We start from the raw sequence: 18,489 nt of genomic DNA, 5'->3' as shown, positions 1-18,489 counted from the left end.
AAACAACAGCACTGAACGCGAATGGCCGTTATCTGCCCCTGTGGCGCCGGATACTATAAAAATGCAGGGGCTGGTGTTGTAGCCGCCCTTCTACACGAAACCGCGGTTTAGCTGGATAGTGCTAAAAAGTGTTATTCCAGTGGGGCAGGTTTACTTAAGAAGTAGCCTTGGATTCCGTCGATTAACAGCGATTCCAGCATTTGTTTTTCTGCCGCAGTTTCGACGTTTTCGGCAAACACTGCCACACCGATGCGGTGTGCTAAGTCGACCATCAAACGAACAAAGTACTGATTGTTTTTATCTTCTTCTATCTGTCGGGTGTAGCTGCTATCCATTTTGACGAAATCAGGTTTTAAATCGCGGAAAAACTTGAAAGAGGTAATACCTGCGCCGAATTTCTCCACTGTTACCCGGGAGCCGTACTGATGCAGCATATCAATCAGACGCTTACTTAATTTCAGATTTTGCTGTAAACCCCATTCGCTGATCTCAAATACCAAACGGGGGGCAAGCTCGGTCTCTTTTGCTAAACGTCGTTCCAGATAACTGATAAAAGCTTCGTCCTGCACCGCATGAGCCGACAGATTCAAGCCAAAAATCTGGCCAGGATGATTGGCAATCAAAATCAATGCCTGTTCTACGATGAGCTGTTCTATCTCGATCAGCTTGTCAAGTTTTTGTGCCCTATCTAAAAACAAGGCGGTAGGCAGCAGTTGATCCTCGCTACTGCGAAAACGCACTAACAATTCCGAATAGGTTTTACTGGTTTTATTCAAAGGCTGAATGGGTTGTGCCAATAAACTTATGCGCTGACCTTGCAGGACTTCATCAATTAAATGCCGCCAGTTTTTTGTGCTAAAAGACGACTCTGCTGTCTGCTCCTGGCTGTCGGTCAACAGATACCATAAGTTCGTTTGTTTATTGGCGCGGCTTTGTTTAGTTTTTGCCAGACTTAACGCTGTATCCGCCATCGCCAGCAATTCACCCAAAGGTTTGCCCTGAGCGACCTGAACTACAGCGGTTAAGGCCACTGAATCGAGCTGCTTTTGTTGCTGATAACTGTCGAGGTTTTGCTGCAGCAGCGCGATCAGCTCCTGGGTTTGTTCCGGGGCCATTTGCACAAACAATACACAAAAATCTGTATTATTCAGGCGGAACAACGGACTTTCATCGGACAACTGCGGCAGTTGTTTGAGTAAGTCCGCCATCTCTTTAATATACAGATCCCCTGCCAGATAACCCTGCTTATGATTGATCTGGGCCAGACTGTGACAACGGACTACTAAAAATACCGACTGATGTACCGCATTAGCTGCTTTGAGTTGTTGTTCGTAGTAACGGACAAACTGCTGGCGGTTTGGCAGGGAGGTCAACTGATCATAAAGTGCCAGCTCCAGCAGATAATCTGTTCCAGAGGTAGTGCTTTGCGGTTGCAACGCCTGCACTAGTGCCGGAGCTTGTTGCACTGCAGCTTCTATCGGATGGGGCGGCAGCGCTTTTTGTTTCTTTGGCCGCCCAGGCTGCAAGTAATAAGGCAAGACCCCTAACAGCAGCGGGCCAAAAAACAAAAACAAACTAAAAAGTTCAAGTGTGCGCAGTTGCTCAGACAATTGAGGTAAAAACTCAACCTGTAAATTATGTGCCTGATCCTGAACTAAAGCCGGGGTCAATGGACGGTCGAATTGAGTCAGGATCCAGGAGGACAGGGCATAGTCAGCCATGGTGTTGCTTTGCTCATGCAATACGACACCGTCCAGTTGACTGACTTTTAAGTAAGGTAAATCGAAACTGCTACTTAATTGCCGGGTCAGAATTTTGGTATCGCCAGTTAAATCACTGGCCAGCATTTGCTGAATAGCACTGTAATGCAGTTGGTATAAGCTGTGAATTTGTTGAGCGGCGGCAAACCAGAACAGCCAAAGCGCTAACAGAGCCGAGACCAAAGCGGCAGTCCAGTGACTCAACGCAACAAAGGATGGAGACTTCATAGCAGGCAACCCATACTGAATTTTTTGTCCGAGCTTGAATATCAAAAAATAAGCTTAAGTTATTTCAAAGAAAAACACTAAGAAAAAGAGACAATTAAGAGAGGATACAGGATGTACTTTAGGTGGCTCCCCAGGTTGGACTCGAACCAACGACCTACGGATTAACAGTCCGCCGCTCTAACCGGCTGAGCTACTGAGGAATTGTATACGGTTATTTGATTGTGATTATTTCAGTTGGCTCCCCAGGTTGGACTCGAACCAACGACCTACGGATTAACAGTCCGCCGCTCTAACCGGCTGAGCTACTGAGGAACTGAAATAACATGTTGAGACTACAGTGGCTCCCCAGGTTGGACTCGAACCAACGACCTACGGATTAACAGTCCGCCGCTCTAACCGGCTGAGCTACTGAGGAACTGTGTTCTGCAACGGGGCGCAATACTAATGCCCGTCTTAAACACTGTCAACACTTTGCCCGGAGCTTTTTGATAAAACAAGTTTACTTGCTGTTTGTTTAGCCAACCCCGGTAGAAAAGCTGTGCAATCACAAATTTGGGCTATGCACAAGCTATTCGCCGTTTGGTCATCAGGCTGATTTTTGACAAAGTCAGGCCAATAAAGGGCTAGCGGAAGTTACCCACAGAATCTGTGGATAAGTCTGTGAGTTGTTGGCCTGACAGTCAGGCTAAGCCTTAATTGATAAGGCTTAGCGGCAGATCAATAGGTTTGCGACTAATTTTTTATTCCTTAAAAAACAATAGCTTATTAAATTGAAAGAACTGAAACTTTATGCAGAACAGCCACAGAGAAATAAAATTTCTATGCAAAAGCAGATTGTGAACATTTTTTCTAATTCTTGTTCAGTTTTACACCGATTTAGTCGCATTGCAGGTAGTGCCGCCTGTTACTTTTCTCTACAATAGCGCCACTTGCGTTTAAGCTGACTGTTATGAACCACTCCACTTCGAAACGTCCTGATCTGCTCAAAGGTGATATTCAGGCCACGATGAAACAAATGACCGTGCCTGTGTTATTTGGCATGATCACCCTAATGTCTTTTAACCTGGTTGATACGTTTTTTATCAGTATGCTGGGCACTGCAGAGCTTGCAGCGGTCAGCTTTACTTTTCCTGTTACATTTACTGTGATTAGTCTTGCTATTGGCCTGAGTATCGGCACTTCGGCTGTTATCGCCAGAGCCTTGGGCAGTGGCGATCAGCAAAGTGCCCGTAGTGATGGTTTAGCGGCGTTGTGGTTATCTGCCTATTTAGTGATTGCCTTATCTATAGTGGGTTACCTGACCATAGACCCCTTGTTCCGTTTATTAGGCGCAAAAGAGGATACCTTGCCTTTTATCCACGACTATATGGATATCTGGTTTTTTGGCGCAGTGTTTTTAATCACCCCTATGATTGGCAATGCGGTGTTAAGAGCGGCAGGGGATACCAAAACGCCCAGTATCCTGATGGCCTGTGCCGGCTTATTAAATGCAATTTTAGACCCTATTCTGATCTTTGGCTGGGGCCCGGTGCCGGCGATGGGGGTGGCTGGAGCCTCACTGGCCAGCCTGATCTCCTGGTTGTTAGGTTTTGGTCTCATTCTTTACCTGCTGATGGTGCGCCGTAAACTGGTTGATACCGGGCATCAGCCTTTTGCCGAATTTATCCGCATCAGCCGCAAAATTTTGCATATAGGTTTACCCGCAGCAGGGGCTAATATGCTGACCCCTTTGGCGATGGCGATTTTAACGGCGCTGATGGCCAGTTACGGTGCTGAAGCTGTAGCAGCTTTTGGAGTGGGGGCCCGTATTGAGAGTATTGCCTCTTTAGTTGTATTGGCTCTGTCGATGACCTTGCCACCTTTTGTCAGCCAGAATTATGGGGCTTGTGCCTATGATCGCATTGATACCGCGTATAAAAGTTGTATCCGATTTATTCTCCGCTGGCAGTTGTTGGTTTATCTGGGTTTAGCTGCCTGCGCCTGGCTCGTGGCTGACGTTTTTACTGACGATCCGTTAGTGGCGCAGTACATTCGCTACTTTATCTGGATTTTGCCTCTAGGTTATGGCCTGCAGGGTATTATTATTCTGACGAATTCGTCTTTTAATGCACTGCATTTACCACTCAATGCCTTGCAACTGAGTGTGATCCGCCTCTTTGTTTTTTATGTACCTTTTGCTTATCTGGGTGGGGTGATGGGTGGCGTAATAGGGGTTTTCGCAGGAGGCCTGATTGCCAATGCCTTTACTGCCAGTCTGGCCTATTACTGGTTTAAACGTAAATTAGCTGCGTTAAGCATAAGCGGGGGAGTCTGATGCGTTGGGGGACTGAACTGGTCTGCTGTGGTTTGCCTGCTGTTATTTTAGATGGTGTGTCTGTATGAGCCGTAATTTCGAATTGGTATCCAACTATCAACCTGCCGGTGATCAGCCGACAGCCATAGCCAAACTGGTCGAGGGGCTGGAGGCTGGCTTAGCACATCAAACCTTATTAGGGGTCACAGGCTCAGGCAAAACCTTCACCATGGCCAATGTGATAGCTCAAGTGAACCGACCTACACTGATTATGGCGCACAACAAAACGCTGGCGGCTCAGCTTTATGGTGAAATGAAAGAGTTTTTCCCGAATAACGCAGTCGAATACTTCGTGTCGTATTACGACTACTACCAGCCTGAAGCTTATGTACCGGCCAGTGACACCTTTATTGAAAAAGACGCTTCTATTAACGAACATATAGAACAAATGCGTTTATCCGCGACCAAAGCGCTGATGGAACGGCGTGATGTGGTGATAATTGCTTCGGTATCGGCTATTTATGGTTTGGGCGACCCGGAATCCTATATGAAGATGCTGTTGCATCTGAAAGTGGGCGATATCGTTGATCAGCGCTCTATCCTGCGTCGTCTGGCCGAATTGCAATACAGCCGCAATGACGCCGCTTTTGAACGCGCGACCTACCGGGTGCGTGGCGATGTGATTGATGTGTTTCCGGCTGAATCCGACGAAATAGCAGTGCGGATTGAGCTGTTTGATGAAGAAATAGAGCGCATCAGTTTGTTTGACCCGCTGACAGGGGCAGTGGAAAAAGTAGTCAGCCGCTACACTATTTATCCAAAAACGCACTATGTCACACCACGGGAAAAAATCCTCGAAGCGACAGAGAAAATTAAAGTAGAGCTCAAAGAGCGGCGCGCTCAACTGTTGGCGGAAAACCGGCTGATTGAAGAGCAGCGTATCGGTCAGCGCACTTTATTTGATATTGAAATGATGGTGGAGTTGGGCTATTGCTCCGGCATCGAAAACTATTCACGGTATTTATCCGGCCGGGCTGAGGGCGAACCACCACCCACGTTGCTGGATTATTTTCCAGCCGATGGGTTGATGTTTATTGACGAGTCGCACGTCACCATTTCACAAATTGGCGCTATGTACAAAGGCGATAGGTCGCGCAAAGAAAACCTGGTGAACTATGGCTTTCGTTTGCCGTCTGCGTTGGACAACAGGCCGCTGAAGTTTGATGAGTTTGAATCCATAGCACCACAGCGGATTTATGTCTCGGCGACACCGGCAGATTACGAGTTAAACCAGTCAGCCGGTGAAGTAGTGGAGCAGGTGGTCAGGCCTACAGGTTTAGTCGACCCTGTGATTGAAATCCGGCCTGTGGCGACTCAGGTCGATGATTTAATGTCGGAAGCTATGCGCTGCGCCACATTAGGCGAGCGGGTATTGGTGACAGTGCTGACCAAAAAAATGGCGGAGGATTTAACCGATTACTTAGCGGGTCATGGCGTTAAGGTGCGATATTTACACTCAGACATCGACACGGTGGAGCGGATGGAAATTATCCGCGATTTACGCTTAGGTGTGTTTGACGTGCTGGTGGGGATCAACCTGCTGCGGGAAGGTCTGGATATTCCTGAAGTGTCTTTGGTCGCTATTCTGGATGCAGATAAAGAAGGCTTTTTACGCTCTGAACGCTCGCTTATTCAGACCATGGGCCGTGCTGCACGCAATCTGTCCGGTAAAGCTGTGTTGTATGCCGACCGCATAACAGGCTCTATGCAGCGCGCTATCGATGAAACCGAAAGGCGGCGCGCCAAACAGATGGCTTTTAATGCACTACATGGCATCACACCAACCGCTATTAAGAAGAAAGTGTCGGATGTGATGGATCTGGGGCAGGATGCTGAGTTACCAAAAGTGGCAGAGAAAATCAAACTGGCCAAAGGCAAAACGCCTTACCAGTTGCAGGCTGAGATCAAACAACTGGAGCAAAAAATGCTGCAACATGCCAAAGATCTGGAGTTTGAACTGGCCGCGCAATTGCGCGATCAAATTCATCAACTACGCGAAGCTTTGCTGGAGATTTAATCAGATCCATCAGTTTTTTCCTGTTTTGTATGATTATCTGTTTGATATTTATACATTTATTTACAGGTTCGTTCAGAGAGCATTAACTTTCACCCTTTTACACTGCCTGCGTTTTCTCAACCAAAAGGTAGTATTTATGAAACGTTCTATGCTCGCTTTACTTATCGCTGTAGTGTCAACCGGTGCGGCAGCGAACAGCTATCAAAATGAAACTTCGGTCGATTATGCCAACAGTGAGATCAATGGTGTTGATTTGGATCTGTGGCAACTGAAGCATCAGTATTTCTTTAATCCAGTAGACACGTCTGGCAATACGCCGCGCGCTGAAGCTGCATTTATCAATAAAAACGCCAGTGTTTTCGGTACTTTATCTCGTTTGTCCGCTGATTCTGAGGATCAAAACGGCTGGTCAGTGGGTGGTGAGTATATGGACCAAAGCCATAACTTCTACGGTAAGCTGGAATGGCTGCATTACAGCGGCACAGACTATCAGGAAGTAGATGGTACTGTAGGTTATTTCATCAGCAACGATTGGTTAGTGGGTGCTATTTTCGAACACAGCCGCCCGGATCAAGGTGGCAGCAGCACCAACTATGGTGTGATGACTAAAAAGTTATGGGATTTAGGCACTGGCGATATGATCAACCTGGAAGCCAATATCCTGGACTACCGCAATGATTCAGCCACCCGTTACGGTGTCGGTGCGGATTACTACTTCGGCAAAAACTTCTCAGCCGGTGTAGGGTATCAGTGGATCTCTGACGGTGTATTAAGCGAAAGCGAAGATAGCCTGAGTTTACGTACGAAGTGGTTTGCTTTACCTAACCTGTCATTATCTGCCAGCGTTGCCTTTGATGCGCTGGAGACAGGGGATGATGTGTATCAAGTAGGCGCAAGCTACCGCTTCTAATGCCCGTCGTACTTGAAGCTGCAGCTTTGTTGGCTGCGGCATCTCGCCCCAGTCGCATAGTCAGTTATGCGATTGGGCTCTCAATGTGTTGCAGTATTCGGACTGGAATAAACCCAGTCCCTACCGTTTTTCCACGGCTATTCACTCTCAGTCAATTGCTGCCAAATAGCTTTTGCGACAGGCCCAAGCTGTTGATCTTTATGTCGCACCAACGCCACATCGCCCTGTATATGCTTTGGAAACTCCTGGGGTTTTAACTGCACCAATGCACCACTGGCCAGTTCGGTTGTCACCTGATGCCGCGCCACCATACCCCAGCCTAAATGAGCCAACAGCGCCTGTTTCATACATAAGCTGTTGTTGACTTTCACCCGTCGGGCCGACTGCAAGGGCAGTAATTTACCGCTGTCAAAACTCAGTGCTTCTGAATTAGCCACCAATTGCGGTAGTTCAGCTAGCTGGGCCTGATGAGTTAACGGCCCTGCCAGTTGTTGCAAAAATTCCGGACTGGCAACACACAAAATATCAAAACTGCCAATAGAGACAGCCTCAAACTCGCCCAGACTGATAAACACCGGATACCAGGGGCTAATGGCTAAATCGGCCTGCTGGTGTTTGAGCTTTTCCAGCGCCTGCAGCCGGTAATCACAACTTAACAGCAGTTCGGTGTGAGGGAATTGCCGTTGGGCCTGACGGATAGCAGGTAAAAAAGCGGTCAAATCAACAGCTTCATCAAAGGCCAATCGCAAACTGGCTTCAGCACCACGGCTTAAATGTTGGGCCAGAGATTTTAATTGCTCACTTTGATGCAGAAGTTGTTGAGCTTGCTGATAAAAACGTTGCCCGGCTTCAGTAAATTGCAGGCGATATTGACTGCGATCCACTATAGTAAAACCGCATTCCTGTTCCAGCTTTTTTAGCGCCATACTCAAAGCCGGTTGGGTTTTATGGAGCTTCACCGCGGCTTGCAGCAGGCTTTCACTGCTGGCTACGGCATCAAGGATATAAAGTTGCGTCAAATTCATCAATTTTTCTTATATAGAAGTGAAATAAATATAAATTTTAATGTTAATGCTGCTTTTGTATAGTGCAATCACACAACAAGCTGTGTCGTTAGAGCAAAAAAGGGAAAGATAGACATGTCCAGACAGATGTTAAGTGCGCTCTTGTGTATGGTCTCTATTGTGGGCTGCTCCAAGCCTGCAGAAACAACAGAACAACCGCAAAGCAGACCGGTAAAATTGCACCTGGTGCAGGATGGTCAGCAAAAATTGATCCGCCAGTTCCCAGCGATAGTCGAGCCGACTGAGAATGCCCGTTTAACCTTTCGGGTCAGCGGCAAATTAATACAATTCTCCATCCGGCCTGGTCAGGAAGTCAAACAAGGTGACGTGTTAGCCCGTTTGGATGCAACTGATTTTAAACTCAAAGTGGAGCAGGCACAGGCGCGTTATCAGTTGTCCAAAGCCCAGTTTGACCGCGCCGCCAGCCTAATAGGACAAAAACTGGTGTCGCAGGCCATGTACGATGAAGCCAAAGCGCAGTTACAGGTGGCGGAAGCCGATTTAAAAACCGCTCAGACCAATTTGTCCTACACCGATTTGGTGGCTCCTTTTAGCGGCATAGTGTCGCGTTCTTTAGTGGAAAATCACGAAAACGTCGCCGCCCAGCAAGCCATACTGGAGTTACAGCTCAAAGGTATGGTGGATGTGGTGATCCAGGTGCCGGAAGATGTGATAGCCCTGGTAAAAAAAGACATTAGTTATCAGCCGGATGTGATTTTTGATTCCTACCCAAGCCTGAGCTATAAAGCCAGCATTAAAGAGTGGGACACCCGGGCTGACAGTGCAACCAACAGCTTTAAAGTGGTGTTTAGTATGACTGCGCCCCAGGAATTTAACGTGCTCTCTGGCATGACGGCTAATGTAGTGGCTGATATGAGCCAACTGATGCGCACGCAGGATTCTGTGGTGGTGGTGCCAGCTACCGCTGTATTTGCTGCCAATGATTCACCGGCTGATGCTTCCGAGCGTTTTGTCTGGGTGTATAACGAGGGTGTTGTGAACAGACGAGCCGTGACTGTCGGTCGGATCACTTCTGCGGGTATTGAAGTTTTATCCGGCTTAGCTGTTGGTGATCAGGTAGTGACAGCGGGAGTTCAGCAGTTGGCAGAAAACCAACAGGTTCGGCCATGGCAACGTGAGCGGGGTCTGTAAGCTATGGATGTTGCTCAGTATTTTATAAAAAATAAAACCTCGTCCTGGTTGGTGACGCTGATCCTGCTGATTGGCGGCATTATGGCTTATTTCGGACTGGGGCGGTTGGAAGATCCACAGTTTACGCTAAAGCAGGCACTGATTATCACCTCTTACCCTGGCGCTTCGCCTTTGCAGGTTGAAGAAGAGGTCAGCTACCCGATTGAAAACGCCATTCAGCAGTTGCCTTATGTCGATCATGTGACTTCTATTTCTACCAGCGGTACCTCGCAAATTATGGTGGAGATGAAAGGAATTTATCGGGCAAACGAGCTGAAACAAATTTGGGATGAATTGCGGCGTAAGGTGAACGATTTAAAACCTGCGTTACCTCCCGGAGTACAGGCCCCTGTGGTCAATGATGACTTCGGTGATGTGTACGGTATGTTGTATGCCATCACAGGCGAAGGTTACTCAGACGAGGAAATTCGCGATTATGTCGACTTTTTACGCCGCGAACTGGTGTTGGTCGATGGGGTTGGCAAAGTCTCTGTCAGTGGTCGGCAGCAAGAGCAAGTTGTGGTCGAAATATCCCGCTCCCGTCTGGCTTCATTGGGTATCCCTCCGGCTCAAATTGCCAGTTTATTACAAACTCAGAACGTGGTGAGTAACGCCGGGGCTTTACGCTATGGACCTGATCGGATCCGTATTCATCCGACAGGCGAGTTTCAGTCGGTGCAGGAACTGGAGCAACTGATCATCAGTAACCCTGCCGCTAAGGAGCTGATTTATTTAGGCGATGTCGCCAAAGTTTATAAAGACGTGCAGGAAGTACCGAGCCAAATCTTAAAGTTTAATGGCAAGAATACCTTGACCTTGGGGGTGTCGTTCAGTCAGGGCGTGAACGTGGTGGATGTCGGAGCTATGGTCACTGCACGGATGAAAGAGCTGGATTACGCCCGTCCTGTGGGGATGGATATCAATACCATTTACAACCAGCCCGCTGAAGTGCAGGCCTCGGTTGGAGGTTTCGTACTGAACCTGGTGGAGTCCGTTGCTATTGTGATCGTGGTGTTGCTGGTCTTTATGGGACTACGCAGTGGCTTTTTAATTGGCCTGATTTTACTGCTGACTGTGCTGGGTACCTTTATTTTTATGCAGCAAATGCAAATTGAGCTGCAGCGGGTATCCTTAGGCGCCCTGATCATAGCGCTTGGGATGCTGGTGGATAATGCTATCGTCATTACCGAAGGCATTTTAATCGGTATGCAAAAACGTCTGACGATCAGCCAATCGGCCTCGGCCATCGTAAAACAAACCAAATGGCCGTTATTAGGTGCAACTGTGATCGCCATTACCGCCTTTGCGCCTATAGGGTTGTCCAGCGATGCCACAGGTGAGTTTGCCGGTAGCCTGTTTTGGGTGTTATTGGTCAGTTTACTGCTCAGTTGGGTAACGGCTATTACTCTGACGCCGTTTTTTGCCAGTTTGTTTTTTAAGGAAGAGCTAAACGCCGGCGCCGATACCACAGCACCGCAAGCTGAACTTTATCGTGGTTTTATTTTTGAAGGCTATAGAGCGGCGCTCACTGCTGTATTACGGTACAGGGTGCTGAGTTATACGCTGATGGCCTTGTTGCTGGTGCTGTCGGTCATCGGCTTTTCCAAAGTAAAACAGGTGTTTTTCCCTGCGTCCAACACGCCGATTTTTTTAGTCGACTTATGGCAACCAGCCGGAACTGATATACGACAATCGGATGCAGAAGCATTGGAGGTGGTGCGCTACTTACAATCTCTGGATGGTGTTGAGGCGGTTACGTTAACTTCAGGTCGTGGTGCCGACAGGTTTATGCTGACCTATCAGCCGGAACGTTTTTATGCAGCCTATAGTCAGTTGGTGGTTCGGGTTGAGGATAAATCACTGCTAGCGGGTCGTATGGCAGACGTCAGCTCATACATCAACGAGCAACATCCGGGTCTGTTGCACAAGTTAAAACGACTGGATGTCGGGCCTTCGACGGCCGCGAAACTGGAAGCCCGTTTCAGTGGGGCGGATCCGAATGTGTTGCGACAACTGGCAGAGCAAGCCAAAGCCATTATGGCGCGGGACCCGGGGACCCGTAACCTACGCGATGACTGGAGCAACAGAGTCAAAGTGATCCGACCGCAATTTAATGAAGCTCTGGCACGCAGAGTTGGGATCAGTAAGCAGGATATTGACGATGTGCTGCTGACCCACGTCAATGGTCGCACTGTGGGTATTTATCGCGATGGCACCCATTTATTACCTATTATCACCCGTGCACCGGATTCAGAACGGCAAAGTGTGGATGCGCTGGCAGATTTACAGGTGTATAGCCCTAAACTGAATCGCTATATTCCGATCAGTCAGGTGGTCAGCAGTTTTGCGCTGGAGTGGGAAGACCCACAGATCATGCGTCGTGACCGTAAGCGCACTGTCACAGTGATGGCCGATCACGATATCTTAAGTGATGACACTGCGGCCTCTTTGTTAAAACGAGTCAGGCCACAGATCGAAGCTATCCCTCTGCCTACAGGCTACAGCCTGAGTTGGGGCGGCGAGCTGGAAGCGCAGACCAAAGCGCAAAAAGCCTTGTTCAGCTCTTTGCCGATGGGCTATCTGGTGATGTTTGTCATCACTGTGTTGTTGTTTAACTCGATGCGTGACGCACTGGTGATCTGGGCCTGTGTGCCCATGGCTTTGATTGGTGTCACACTGGGATTGGTATCGGTTAATGTACCTTTTGGCTTTCTGGCGTTGCTTGGTTTTTTAAGCTTGTCAGGCATGCTGGTGAAGAACGGTATTGTGTTAGTGGATCAAATAAAACTTGAGTTAGGTCAGGGGCTAGCGCCTTATCAGGCCGTCTATAACAGCGCGGTCAGCCGGGTGAGGCCTGTTTCTATGGGGGCCATTACCACTATCCTGGGGATGTTACCTCTGGTCACAGATGACTTTTTCGCCAGTATGGCGGTGGTGATTATGTTTGGTCTGGGGTTTGGCACTATCCTGACATTGCTGTTTTTACCTCTGATGTATTGCTCCATTTATCGGATCCCATCCAAAACCTAAGTGAACTGGCTGCCAGCTCATATCCTTTATGCTGAACACTGTGAGCTGGCAGCAATTTTAAGTTTATCTGCGGATAGCTCTGGCTTGTGTCGACTGTTAGTGGTAAAAACGGGGCGATATGATAAAAAGCTTTGAAAATGGATTTGTTTAGAATGAAAAAACTCGCTCTTTCTCTGGCGTGCAGCCTGGTTTTTGCTGTGACTGCTGCAGATCATTTACCACCTTTGCCTGACTGGCAAGGTTCCAGCCTGAACCTGATGAGGCCGGCACAGCATCCCTGGGTTACCCCGGCAGAAGTCTCTGATTTAACTGAAACGCCCGACTATGACACGACAATGAAGTATTTAGAGCGTCTGGCGGCAAGCACCTCCTTGATTAAGCTCGAAGTGATAGGCCAAAGCCCACAAGGGCGTGCTATTTATCTGGTCAAAGCCGGTGCCGACCCTGACATGATAGGACGGGACAATAAACCAGTTTTGCTGGCTCAGGCTGGTATTCACAGTGGTGAAATTGACGGTAAAGATGCAGGTTTAATGCTGTTGCGTGACATAGTGCATGGGGATAAAGCGGAGTTATTAAAAGAAGTTAACTTATTGTTTATCCCTATCTTTTCAGTGGATGGCCATGAGCGTAGTGGTAAATACAACCGTATGAATCAACGGGGCCCTGCGCTGCAAGGCTGGCGTGCTACAGCGCAAAATCTGAATTTAAACCGGGATTATATGAAGGCAGAAGCGCCGGAGATGCAGGCGCTGTTGAAGGTGTTGAACAGTTATCAGCCGGATCTGTATTTGGATATTCACGTTACAGACGGTGAAGATTATCAATACGACATTACCTATGGTTTTAATCAGCCTTTTGCGGCAGTAAGCCCCAATGCAGCCAGTTGGCTTGCCAGCAGTTTCCGCTCTGAAGTGGATCAGGCGTTGACGGCTGCGGGTCACATTCCGGGGCCTTTGGTCTTTGCGCATGACAGTTCTGATTTCAGTAAAGGACTGGCGGGTTCTACGTCTTCACCACGTTTCTCCACGGGTTACGGCGATTTGCGCCACATTCCGACAGTACTGGTCGAAAACCACAGCTTGAAGCCTTATAAACAGCGGGTACTGGGAACTTATGTCTTGCTGGAGCAAAGTTTAAAATTACTTCAGCAACAAGGCACTGTGCTGAAACTAGCGAAAAGGGCCGATGAAAATGCCAGACCAGAGCGGCAGGTATTGGCCTGGAAGGCCAGTGAAACTCCAGACTTTATTTCGTTTAAAGGCGTGGAGTCTGTACAGAAAAAAGATCCGATCAGCGGTGTCAGTTATCAAACCTGGACAGGCAAGCCACTCCATTATGAGCAGTTTCCGGTGTACTGGGAAAAAGAACCTGCAGTAGAAATTGACGTCCCCAAGGCCTATTGGATCCCGCCTGAGCAGCAAGAGGTCATCGCCAAACTGGCATTGCACGGTGTGCAATTTACCAGCTTAAAATCGGCCAAGACCATCCAGTTACAGCAATTAACTGCGACTTCATACCAATTTGCCGACAAGCCATTTGAGGGGCGCTTTGCGGTGAAAGCGGAATTTAGCCGCAACTGGCAAAAGATCCGCTTACCCGCAGGCTCAGTCCGGGTCAGCACAGATCAGCCGTTAGGTGCGTTAGCTGTGGCATTGTTAGAGCCGACAGCACCTGACTCTTTGTTTAGCTGGGGTTATATGCTGGGGATGTTTGAACGGGTTGAGTACTACGAAACCTACGCCATAGTGCCGTTAATTGAGACCGCATTAAAGCAGGACAAGAAACTCAAAGCTGAATTTGAGGAGGCCTTAAAGCAAGACAAAAAACTGGCTGCAGATCCGCAAGCGAAGCTGCAATGGTTGTATCAGCGTTTGCCTTACTATGATCAGCACTACCTGAAATATCCGATTCTGATTGAATAGTTAAAAACCGGGGCTGAGAATAAAATCCAGCCCCGTTTTTTTACCGCGCAACTCTGTTTATCCCGGACTGTTGAACTTACCGGGTTGCGGCTTTCATACTGCTAACAAAAGTCGCCAGTTCACTGAGCAGCGTCTGTGGCTGATGTTGATATTTTTCAATAATTTGTACTATAGCCGAACCTGAAATAGCACCGGCGGCGCCGCTTTCAATCGCAGCTTTGACATGCTCAGGTTTAGAGATGCCAAAACCCAACAGCGTAGGCGCTGCATGGTATTCTTTGAGCTGATGAATCAGCGTGCTGGCGGGCATAGCGGCCTGAGTCTCGGTGCCTGTCACACCGGCGCGGCTCAAGAGATAAGTATAACCCCGGCCATAAGAGGCCAGTTCACGTAAGCTGTCGTCAGTGATATTAGGCGGGGCGATAAAAATTGGCGCTATGTTGTGTTTCATCGCCGCGTTTCTGAACAGCTTGCTTTCATGCAATGGCACATCGGCAATCAGAATAGAATCGACTCCGGCTTGCTGCGCCTGCTGATAAAAAGTGTCGATACCACGAGCCATCACCAAATTGCTGTACAGCAACAAGCCAATGGGAATGTCTTGGTTGTACTGGCGAATACGACTGATCAGCTCAAAACACTGGGCTGGCGTGACACCGGCGGCCAAAGCGCGGATATTGGCGTTTTGAATGACTGGGCCGTCCGCTATAGGGTCTGAAAACGGAATACCCAGCTCCAGTGCATCGGCGCCTGCATCTATTAAGGTTTTGATAATATCAAACGACAACTCAAGACCTGGGTCACCCATAGTGACGAAGGGTACAAAAGCGCCTTGTTTGGTTTCGCTAAGGCGGCTGAATAACTGCTGATAACGTTGCATAAAAATCTCCTTAGCTGCGCGTGGCCATGTTGTTTGGCTGAATATGCTCTTCGCCTATGATCGAATAGACGTGGTTTAAATCTTTGTCACCACGACCGGATAAGTTGACTAACAGCACCAAAGGTTCGGTCGCCGCTGCTGCCATTTTTAGCGCATGAGCCAACGCATGCGAGCTTTCAAGCGCCGGGATTATGCCTTCAGATTTGGCCAAATGCTGGAACGCAGCCAAGGCTTCGTCATCGTTAATCGCCACATATTCAGCCCGGCCTATGCTTTGCAGATAGGTATGTTGTGGCCCGACCGCAGGGTAATCTAAACCAGCAGATACCGAATACGACTCTTCAATCTGGCCATCCTGAGTTTGCATAATAGCGGTGTAAGCGCCGTGCAAAATACCAAAACTGCCGGTGCTTAAGGCGGCACCATGCTGGTGGGTTTGAATACCCATACCACCGGGCTCGACACCAATTAAACGCACACCGTCTTCTTTGATAAAGTCAGCAAACATACCAATAGCGTTGGAACCACCGCCAACGCATGCCAGCACCGCGTCTGGTAATTTGCCTTCAGCTTCGAGAATTTGTTGTTTGGCTTCTTCGCCAATCATTTTCTGGAACTCGCGCACTATAGTCGGGAAGGGGTGAGGACCAGCCGCAGTGCCTAATAAATAATGGCTGGTGGCGTAACTGCCAGACCAGTCGCGCATCGCTTCGTTGACGGCATCTTTTAAGGTGCCTGAGCCTGCGGTGACAGGGATCACGGTCGCGCCCATCAGTTTCATCCGAAACACATTCGGTTGCTGACGCTCAATATCTTTAGCGCCCATATAAATTTTGCAGTTAAGGCCCAACAAGGCGCACGCCAGAGCAGTCGCTACACCATGCTGACCGGCGCCGGTTTCAGCAATAATATCTTTCTTACCCATGCGTTTGGCCAGCAACGCCTGACCCAACACCTGATTGGTTTTGTGCGCGCCACCGTGCAATAAGTCTTCGCGTTTTAAGTAAATTTTTGCCAGTGGGTTGGGCGATAAATTACGACACAAAGTGAGAGGTGTCGGACGACCGGCGTAGTCTTTGAGCAGCGCCTGAAACTCGGCGATAAAAGCCGGGTCTTGCTGGGCATCGACAAAAGCCTGCTCCAGTTGCACTAAAGCCGGCACCAGCAATTCAGGCACAAACATGCCACCAAAATCGCCGAAATAGGGATCTAAATTGAGTTTAGTCATGACTGAATTCTCTGATAGTTGTGAAAGCTTGTTGAATTTTGTCCGCATCTTTGATGCCGGGGGCGGATTCCAGGCCTGAGTTAAGATCCACAGCCAAAACCTGATGTCTTAATGCCGCTTTGACATTGTCCGGTGTTAAACCACCGGCCAGCATCACTTTTTTATCCAGCAGTTGCTCGTCCAGTAGCTGCCAGTCAAACTGCTGCCCTGTGCCTCCAGCCTGAGTAGGGTGATAAGCATCCAGCAAATAACGGTCGGCGTAACGGGTTAAGCTGGGCAGCTTGTGCTGCACCCGGTAGGCTTTCCAGATTTCTGTGGTTTTGGGCAATAAAGGCCGCAGTTTTTGTAAATACAGATCGGATTCTTCACCGTGTAATTGCACTGCGGCTAACTTTAAATCCCGTGCTATGGCGGCTACTGTCTCTACCGCTTCATCGACAAACACGCCGACATAATACAGCTCTGGCGCGCCTTGTTGCACTGCTTTGGCTTGTTCTGTGGTGACATACCGTGGCGATTTCGGATAAAAAATCAGCCCACCAAAATAAGCGCCTGCTGCAAATACTGCTTTACTGTCTTCGGCACGGGTTAAACCACAGACTTTATGTTCACCCCGAATAAGTGAACGACAGGCGTTGGCTAAATCAGCTTGCGCCATCAGTGAACTGCCAACCAAAAATGCATCTGCTACTTTAGCCAGTTGACGCACTTGCTGTGAGTTGTAAATGCCTGATTCGGATACGATGGTAATACCTTGAGGGATCAGCCGTGCCAACTTAAAGCTGGTTTCTAAATTGGTATCTAAGGTGCGTAAGTCGCGGTTATTGATACCAATCAGCTCTGCACCTAAAGCCACAGCTCTTAATGTTTCTGACTCGTTACTGACTTCGGTCAAAACCGTCAGGTTTAAGCTTTTTGCCACCTGCGCTAGTTCCAGATATTCCAGGTCGTTCAGCACAGAGAGCATCAAAAGCACTGCATCTGAACCTTGTAAACGGCCAAGGTAAATCTGGTAGGGGTCGATAATAAAATCTTTATGCAGCAGAGGCTGATTGACTTTAGCCCGCACTTTGGCCAGGTAGTCGTAGTTGCCCTGAAAAAACTTTTCGTCGGTCAGCACCGAAATACAGTCGGCGTAGCGGCCATAAGCGGCGCAAATTTCGTCCAGATCAAAAGGGCTGCGGATTAAGCCTTTGGATGGCGAGGCTTTTTTACATTCCAAAATAAAACGTGGACCTTTTTGCTGCAGTGCTGTTAAAAAGTTACGCTGGCTGGGTTGCACCAGTGGCAGAAACTGTTCAAGCGGTAGCTGCTTTTTACGCTCAGCCACTTCCAGCTTTTTGTGGTCGATAATAGTGGATAACACATTAGCCATGACTAAGTTCCCTTAACTGCGTCAATGTCGAAAAAGCCTGTCCGGACGCTAAATGCTCTAGCACCGACTGGGTAAGTTGTTTTAAATCCTGCTGTTTTGGCAGGCCCTGGCTTATCGCCAGCATAGCGGCTACGTTGGCGGCGACTGCCTGATTGTGCGCCGGCTTGCCTTTGCCTTGCAAAATAGCCAGTGTGGCGGCAGCGTTATCGGCTGCTGTGCCCCCTCTTAATTGCTCCAGACTCAGTGTGGGTAAGCCAAAATCGGCTGGTGTCAGCTCAAAGTATTCAATAGCACCGTCGCCAGAAAAGGCGCTGACCTGAGTCACGCCGTGCAGGGCGATTTCATCACAACCACTGCCGTGCACCACCCAGGCTGCTTTTGCTCCAAGTTGCTGTAGCGCGTTCGCCATCACGGGAGTTAACGCCGCATCGTACACACCAAGCAATTGATAATCGGGTTTTGCCGGATTGATCAGCGGCCCAAGCAAGTTAAAGATGGTACGACTTTTCAGCGCTGTGCGCACGCCCA

General features: G+C 48.6%; 11 protein-coding genes, 3 tRNA genes and 1 pseudogene. 6 read left to right on the top strand and 9 right to left on the bottom strand.

Features of this window, described 5'->3' with window-relative positions; genetic code table 11:
* Positions 1–131: 131 nt before the first annotated feature.
* From SD53_RS14655 to SD53_RS14640, 4 genes are all read right to left on the bottom strand, one after another.
* A complete protein-coding gene (locus SD53_RS14655) occupies positions 132–1,988 on the bottom strand; it encodes an EAL domain-containing protein (RefSeq protein ID WP_046520940.1) in 1,857 nt (618 codons plus the stop codon).
* Positions 1,989–2,111: 123 nt separating this feature from the next.
* Positions 2,112–2,188, bottom strand: a tRNA-Asn gene (locus SD53_RS14650).
* 35 nt (positions 2,189–2,223) lie between these two features.
* Positions 2,224–2,300, bottom strand: a tRNA-Asn gene (locus SD53_RS14645).
* Positions 2,301–2,326: 26 nt separating this feature from the next.
* Positions 2,327–2,403: transfer RNA gene (locus tag SD53_RS14640), tRNA-Asn, on the bottom strand.
* Between the two features lie 534 nt (positions 2,404–2,937).
* On the opposite strand from SD53_RS14640, the gene SD53_RS14635 reads away from it, so the two are divergent.
* From SD53_RS14635 to SD53_RS14625, 3 genes are all read left to right on the top strand, one after another.
* On the top strand, positions 2,938–4,302 hold the full coding sequence (locus SD53_RS14635) for an MATE family efflux transporter (protein ID WP_046520939.1): 1,365 nt from the start codon (positions 2,938–2,940) through the stop codon (positions 4,300–4,302).
* A gap of 64 nt (positions 4,303–4,366) precedes the next feature.
* A complete protein-coding gene (gene uvrB, locus SD53_RS14630; RefSeq protein ID WP_046520938.1) occupies positions 4,367–6,358 on the top strand; it encodes an excinuclease ABC subunit UvrB in 1,992 nt (663 codons plus the stop codon).
* 136 nt (positions 6,359–6,494) lie between these two features.
* The gene (locus SD53_RS14625) at positions 6,495–7,268 is read left to right on the top strand and encodes a putative porin (RefSeq protein ID WP_046520937.1); all 774 of its coding nucleotides are present in this window, start codon (positions 6,495–6,497) and stop codon (positions 7,266–7,268) included.
* A gap of 137 nt (positions 7,269–7,405) precedes the next feature.
* Here the strand turns inward: SD53_RS14625 and SD53_RS14620 are convergent, their stop codons facing one another.
* Positions 7,406–8,293 (bottom strand): LysR family transcriptional regulator, encoded by an 888-nt coding sequence (locus SD53_RS14620; protein WP_046520936.1) that lies wholly within the window; start codon positions 8,291–8,293, stop codon positions 7,406–7,408.
* Between the two features lie 114 nt (positions 8,294–8,407).
* On the opposite strand from SD53_RS14620, the gene SD53_RS14615 reads away from it, so the two are divergent.
* From SD53_RS14615 to SD53_RS14605, 3 genes are all read left to right on the top strand, one after another.
* On the top strand, positions 8,408–9,484 hold the full coding sequence (locus tag SD53_RS14615; RefSeq protein ID WP_046520935.1) for an efflux RND transporter periplasmic adaptor subunit: 1,077 nt from the start codon (positions 8,408–8,410) through the stop codon (positions 9,482–9,484).
* A gap of 3 nt (positions 9,485–9,487) precedes the next feature.
* On the top strand, positions 9,488–12,553 hold the full coding sequence (locus SD53_RS14610) for an efflux RND transporter permease subunit (protein WP_046520934.1): 3,066 nt from the start codon (positions 9,488–9,490) through the stop codon (positions 12,551–12,553).
* Positions 12,554–12,705: 152 nt separating this feature from the next.
* The gene (locus SD53_RS14605) at positions 12,706–14,478 is read left to right on the top strand and encodes a M14 family metallopeptidase (protein WP_046520933.1); all 1,773 of its coding nucleotides are present in this window, start codon (positions 12,706–12,708) and stop codon (positions 14,476–14,478) included.
* 76 nt (positions 14,479–14,554) lie between these two features.
* Here SD53_RS14605 and trpA read toward each other — a convergent pair whose 3' ends face one another.
* The 4 genes and pseudogenes from trpA to SD53_RS14585 all read right to left on the bottom strand — a co-directional run.
* Positions 14,555–15,358, bottom strand: coding sequence for a tryptophan synthase subunit alpha (trpA, locus tag SD53_RS14600; RefSeq protein WP_046520932.1), 804 nt, complete (start codon positions 15,356–15,358; stop codon positions 14,555–14,557).
* A 10-nt stretch (positions 15,359–15,368) separates the two neighbouring features.
* Positions 15,369–16,586 carry a tryptophan synthase subunit beta gene (trpB, locus tag SD53_RS14595; protein ID WP_046520931.1) on the bottom strand — a complete coding sequence of 406 codons (1,218 nt, stop codon included), beginning with the start codon at positions 16,584–16,586 and terminating at the stop codon, positions 15,369–15,371.
* On the bottom strand, positions 16,579–17,961 hold the full coding sequence (gene trpCF, locus SD53_RS14590) for a bifunctional indole-3-glycerol-phosphate synthase TrpC/phosphoribosylanthranilate isomerase TrpF (protein WP_046520930.1): 1,383 nt from the start codon (positions 17,959–17,961) through the stop codon (positions 16,579–16,581). The genes trpB and trpCF overlap by 8 nt, the downstream gene beginning before the upstream one ends.
* Positions 17,954–18,489: pseudogene (locus SD53_RS14585) on the bottom strand (anthranilate phosphoribosyltransferase); the annotation flags it as partial. The pseudogene SD53_RS14585 and the gene trpCF, both read right to left, overlap by 8 nt.

It is taken from the genome of Rheinheimera mesophila (genome assembly GCF_000986865.1).
Taxonomy (GTDB): Bacteria; Pseudomonadota; Gammaproteobacteria; order Enterobacterales; family Alteromonadaceae; genus Pararheinheimera; species Pararheinheimera mesophila.
This window is presented reverse-complemented; position numbering and strand designations above follow the sequence as displayed.

What these genes read in the sequence shown, in the direction of transcription:
- uvrB (WP_046520938.1), top strand. Translation starts at nt 4,367, where the DNA reads ATGAGCCGTAATTTCGAATTGGTATCCAACTATCAACCTGCCGGTGAT.
- trpB (WP_046520931.1), bottom strand. Translation starts at nt 16,586, where the DNA reads ATGACTAAACTCAATTTAGATCCCTATTTCGGCGATTTTGGTGGCATG.
- SD53_RS14655 (WP_046520940.1), bottom strand. Translation starts at nt 1,988, where the DNA reads ATGAAGTCTCCATCCTTTGTTGCGTTGAGTCACTGGACTGCCGCTTTG.
- SD53_RS14610 (WP_046520934.1), top strand. Translation starts at nt 9,488, where the DNA reads ATGGATGTTGCTCAGTATTTTATAAAAAATAAAACCTCGTCCTGGTTG.
- trpA (WP_046520932.1), bottom strand. Translation starts at nt 15,358, where the DNA reads ATGCAACGTTATCAGCAGTTATTCAGCCGCCTTAGCGAAACCAAACAA.
- SD53_RS14605 (WP_046520933.1), top strand. Translation starts at nt 12,706, where the DNA reads ATGAAAAAACTCGCTCTTTCTCTGGCGTGCAGCCTGGTTTTTGCTGTG.
- trpCF (WP_046520930.1), bottom strand. Translation starts at nt 17,961, where the DNA reads ATGGCTAATGTGTTATCCACTATTATCGACCACAAAAAGCTGGAAGTG.
- SD53_RS14635 (WP_046520939.1), top strand. Translation starts at nt 2,938, where the DNA reads ATGAACCACTCCACTTCGAAACGTCCTGATCTGCTCAAAGGTGATATT.
- SD53_RS14615 (WP_046520935.1), top strand. Translation starts at nt 8,408, where the DNA reads ATGTCCAGACAGATGTTAAGTGCGCTCTTGTGTATGGTCTCTATTGTG.
- SD53_RS14620 (WP_046520936.1), bottom strand. Translation starts at nt 8,293, where the DNA reads ATGAATTTGACGCAACTTTATATCCTTGATGCCGTAGCCAGCAGTGAA.
- SD53_RS14625 (WP_046520937.1), top strand. Translation starts at nt 6,495, where the DNA reads ATGAAACGTTCTATGCTCGCTTTACTTATCGCTGTAGTGTCAACCGGT.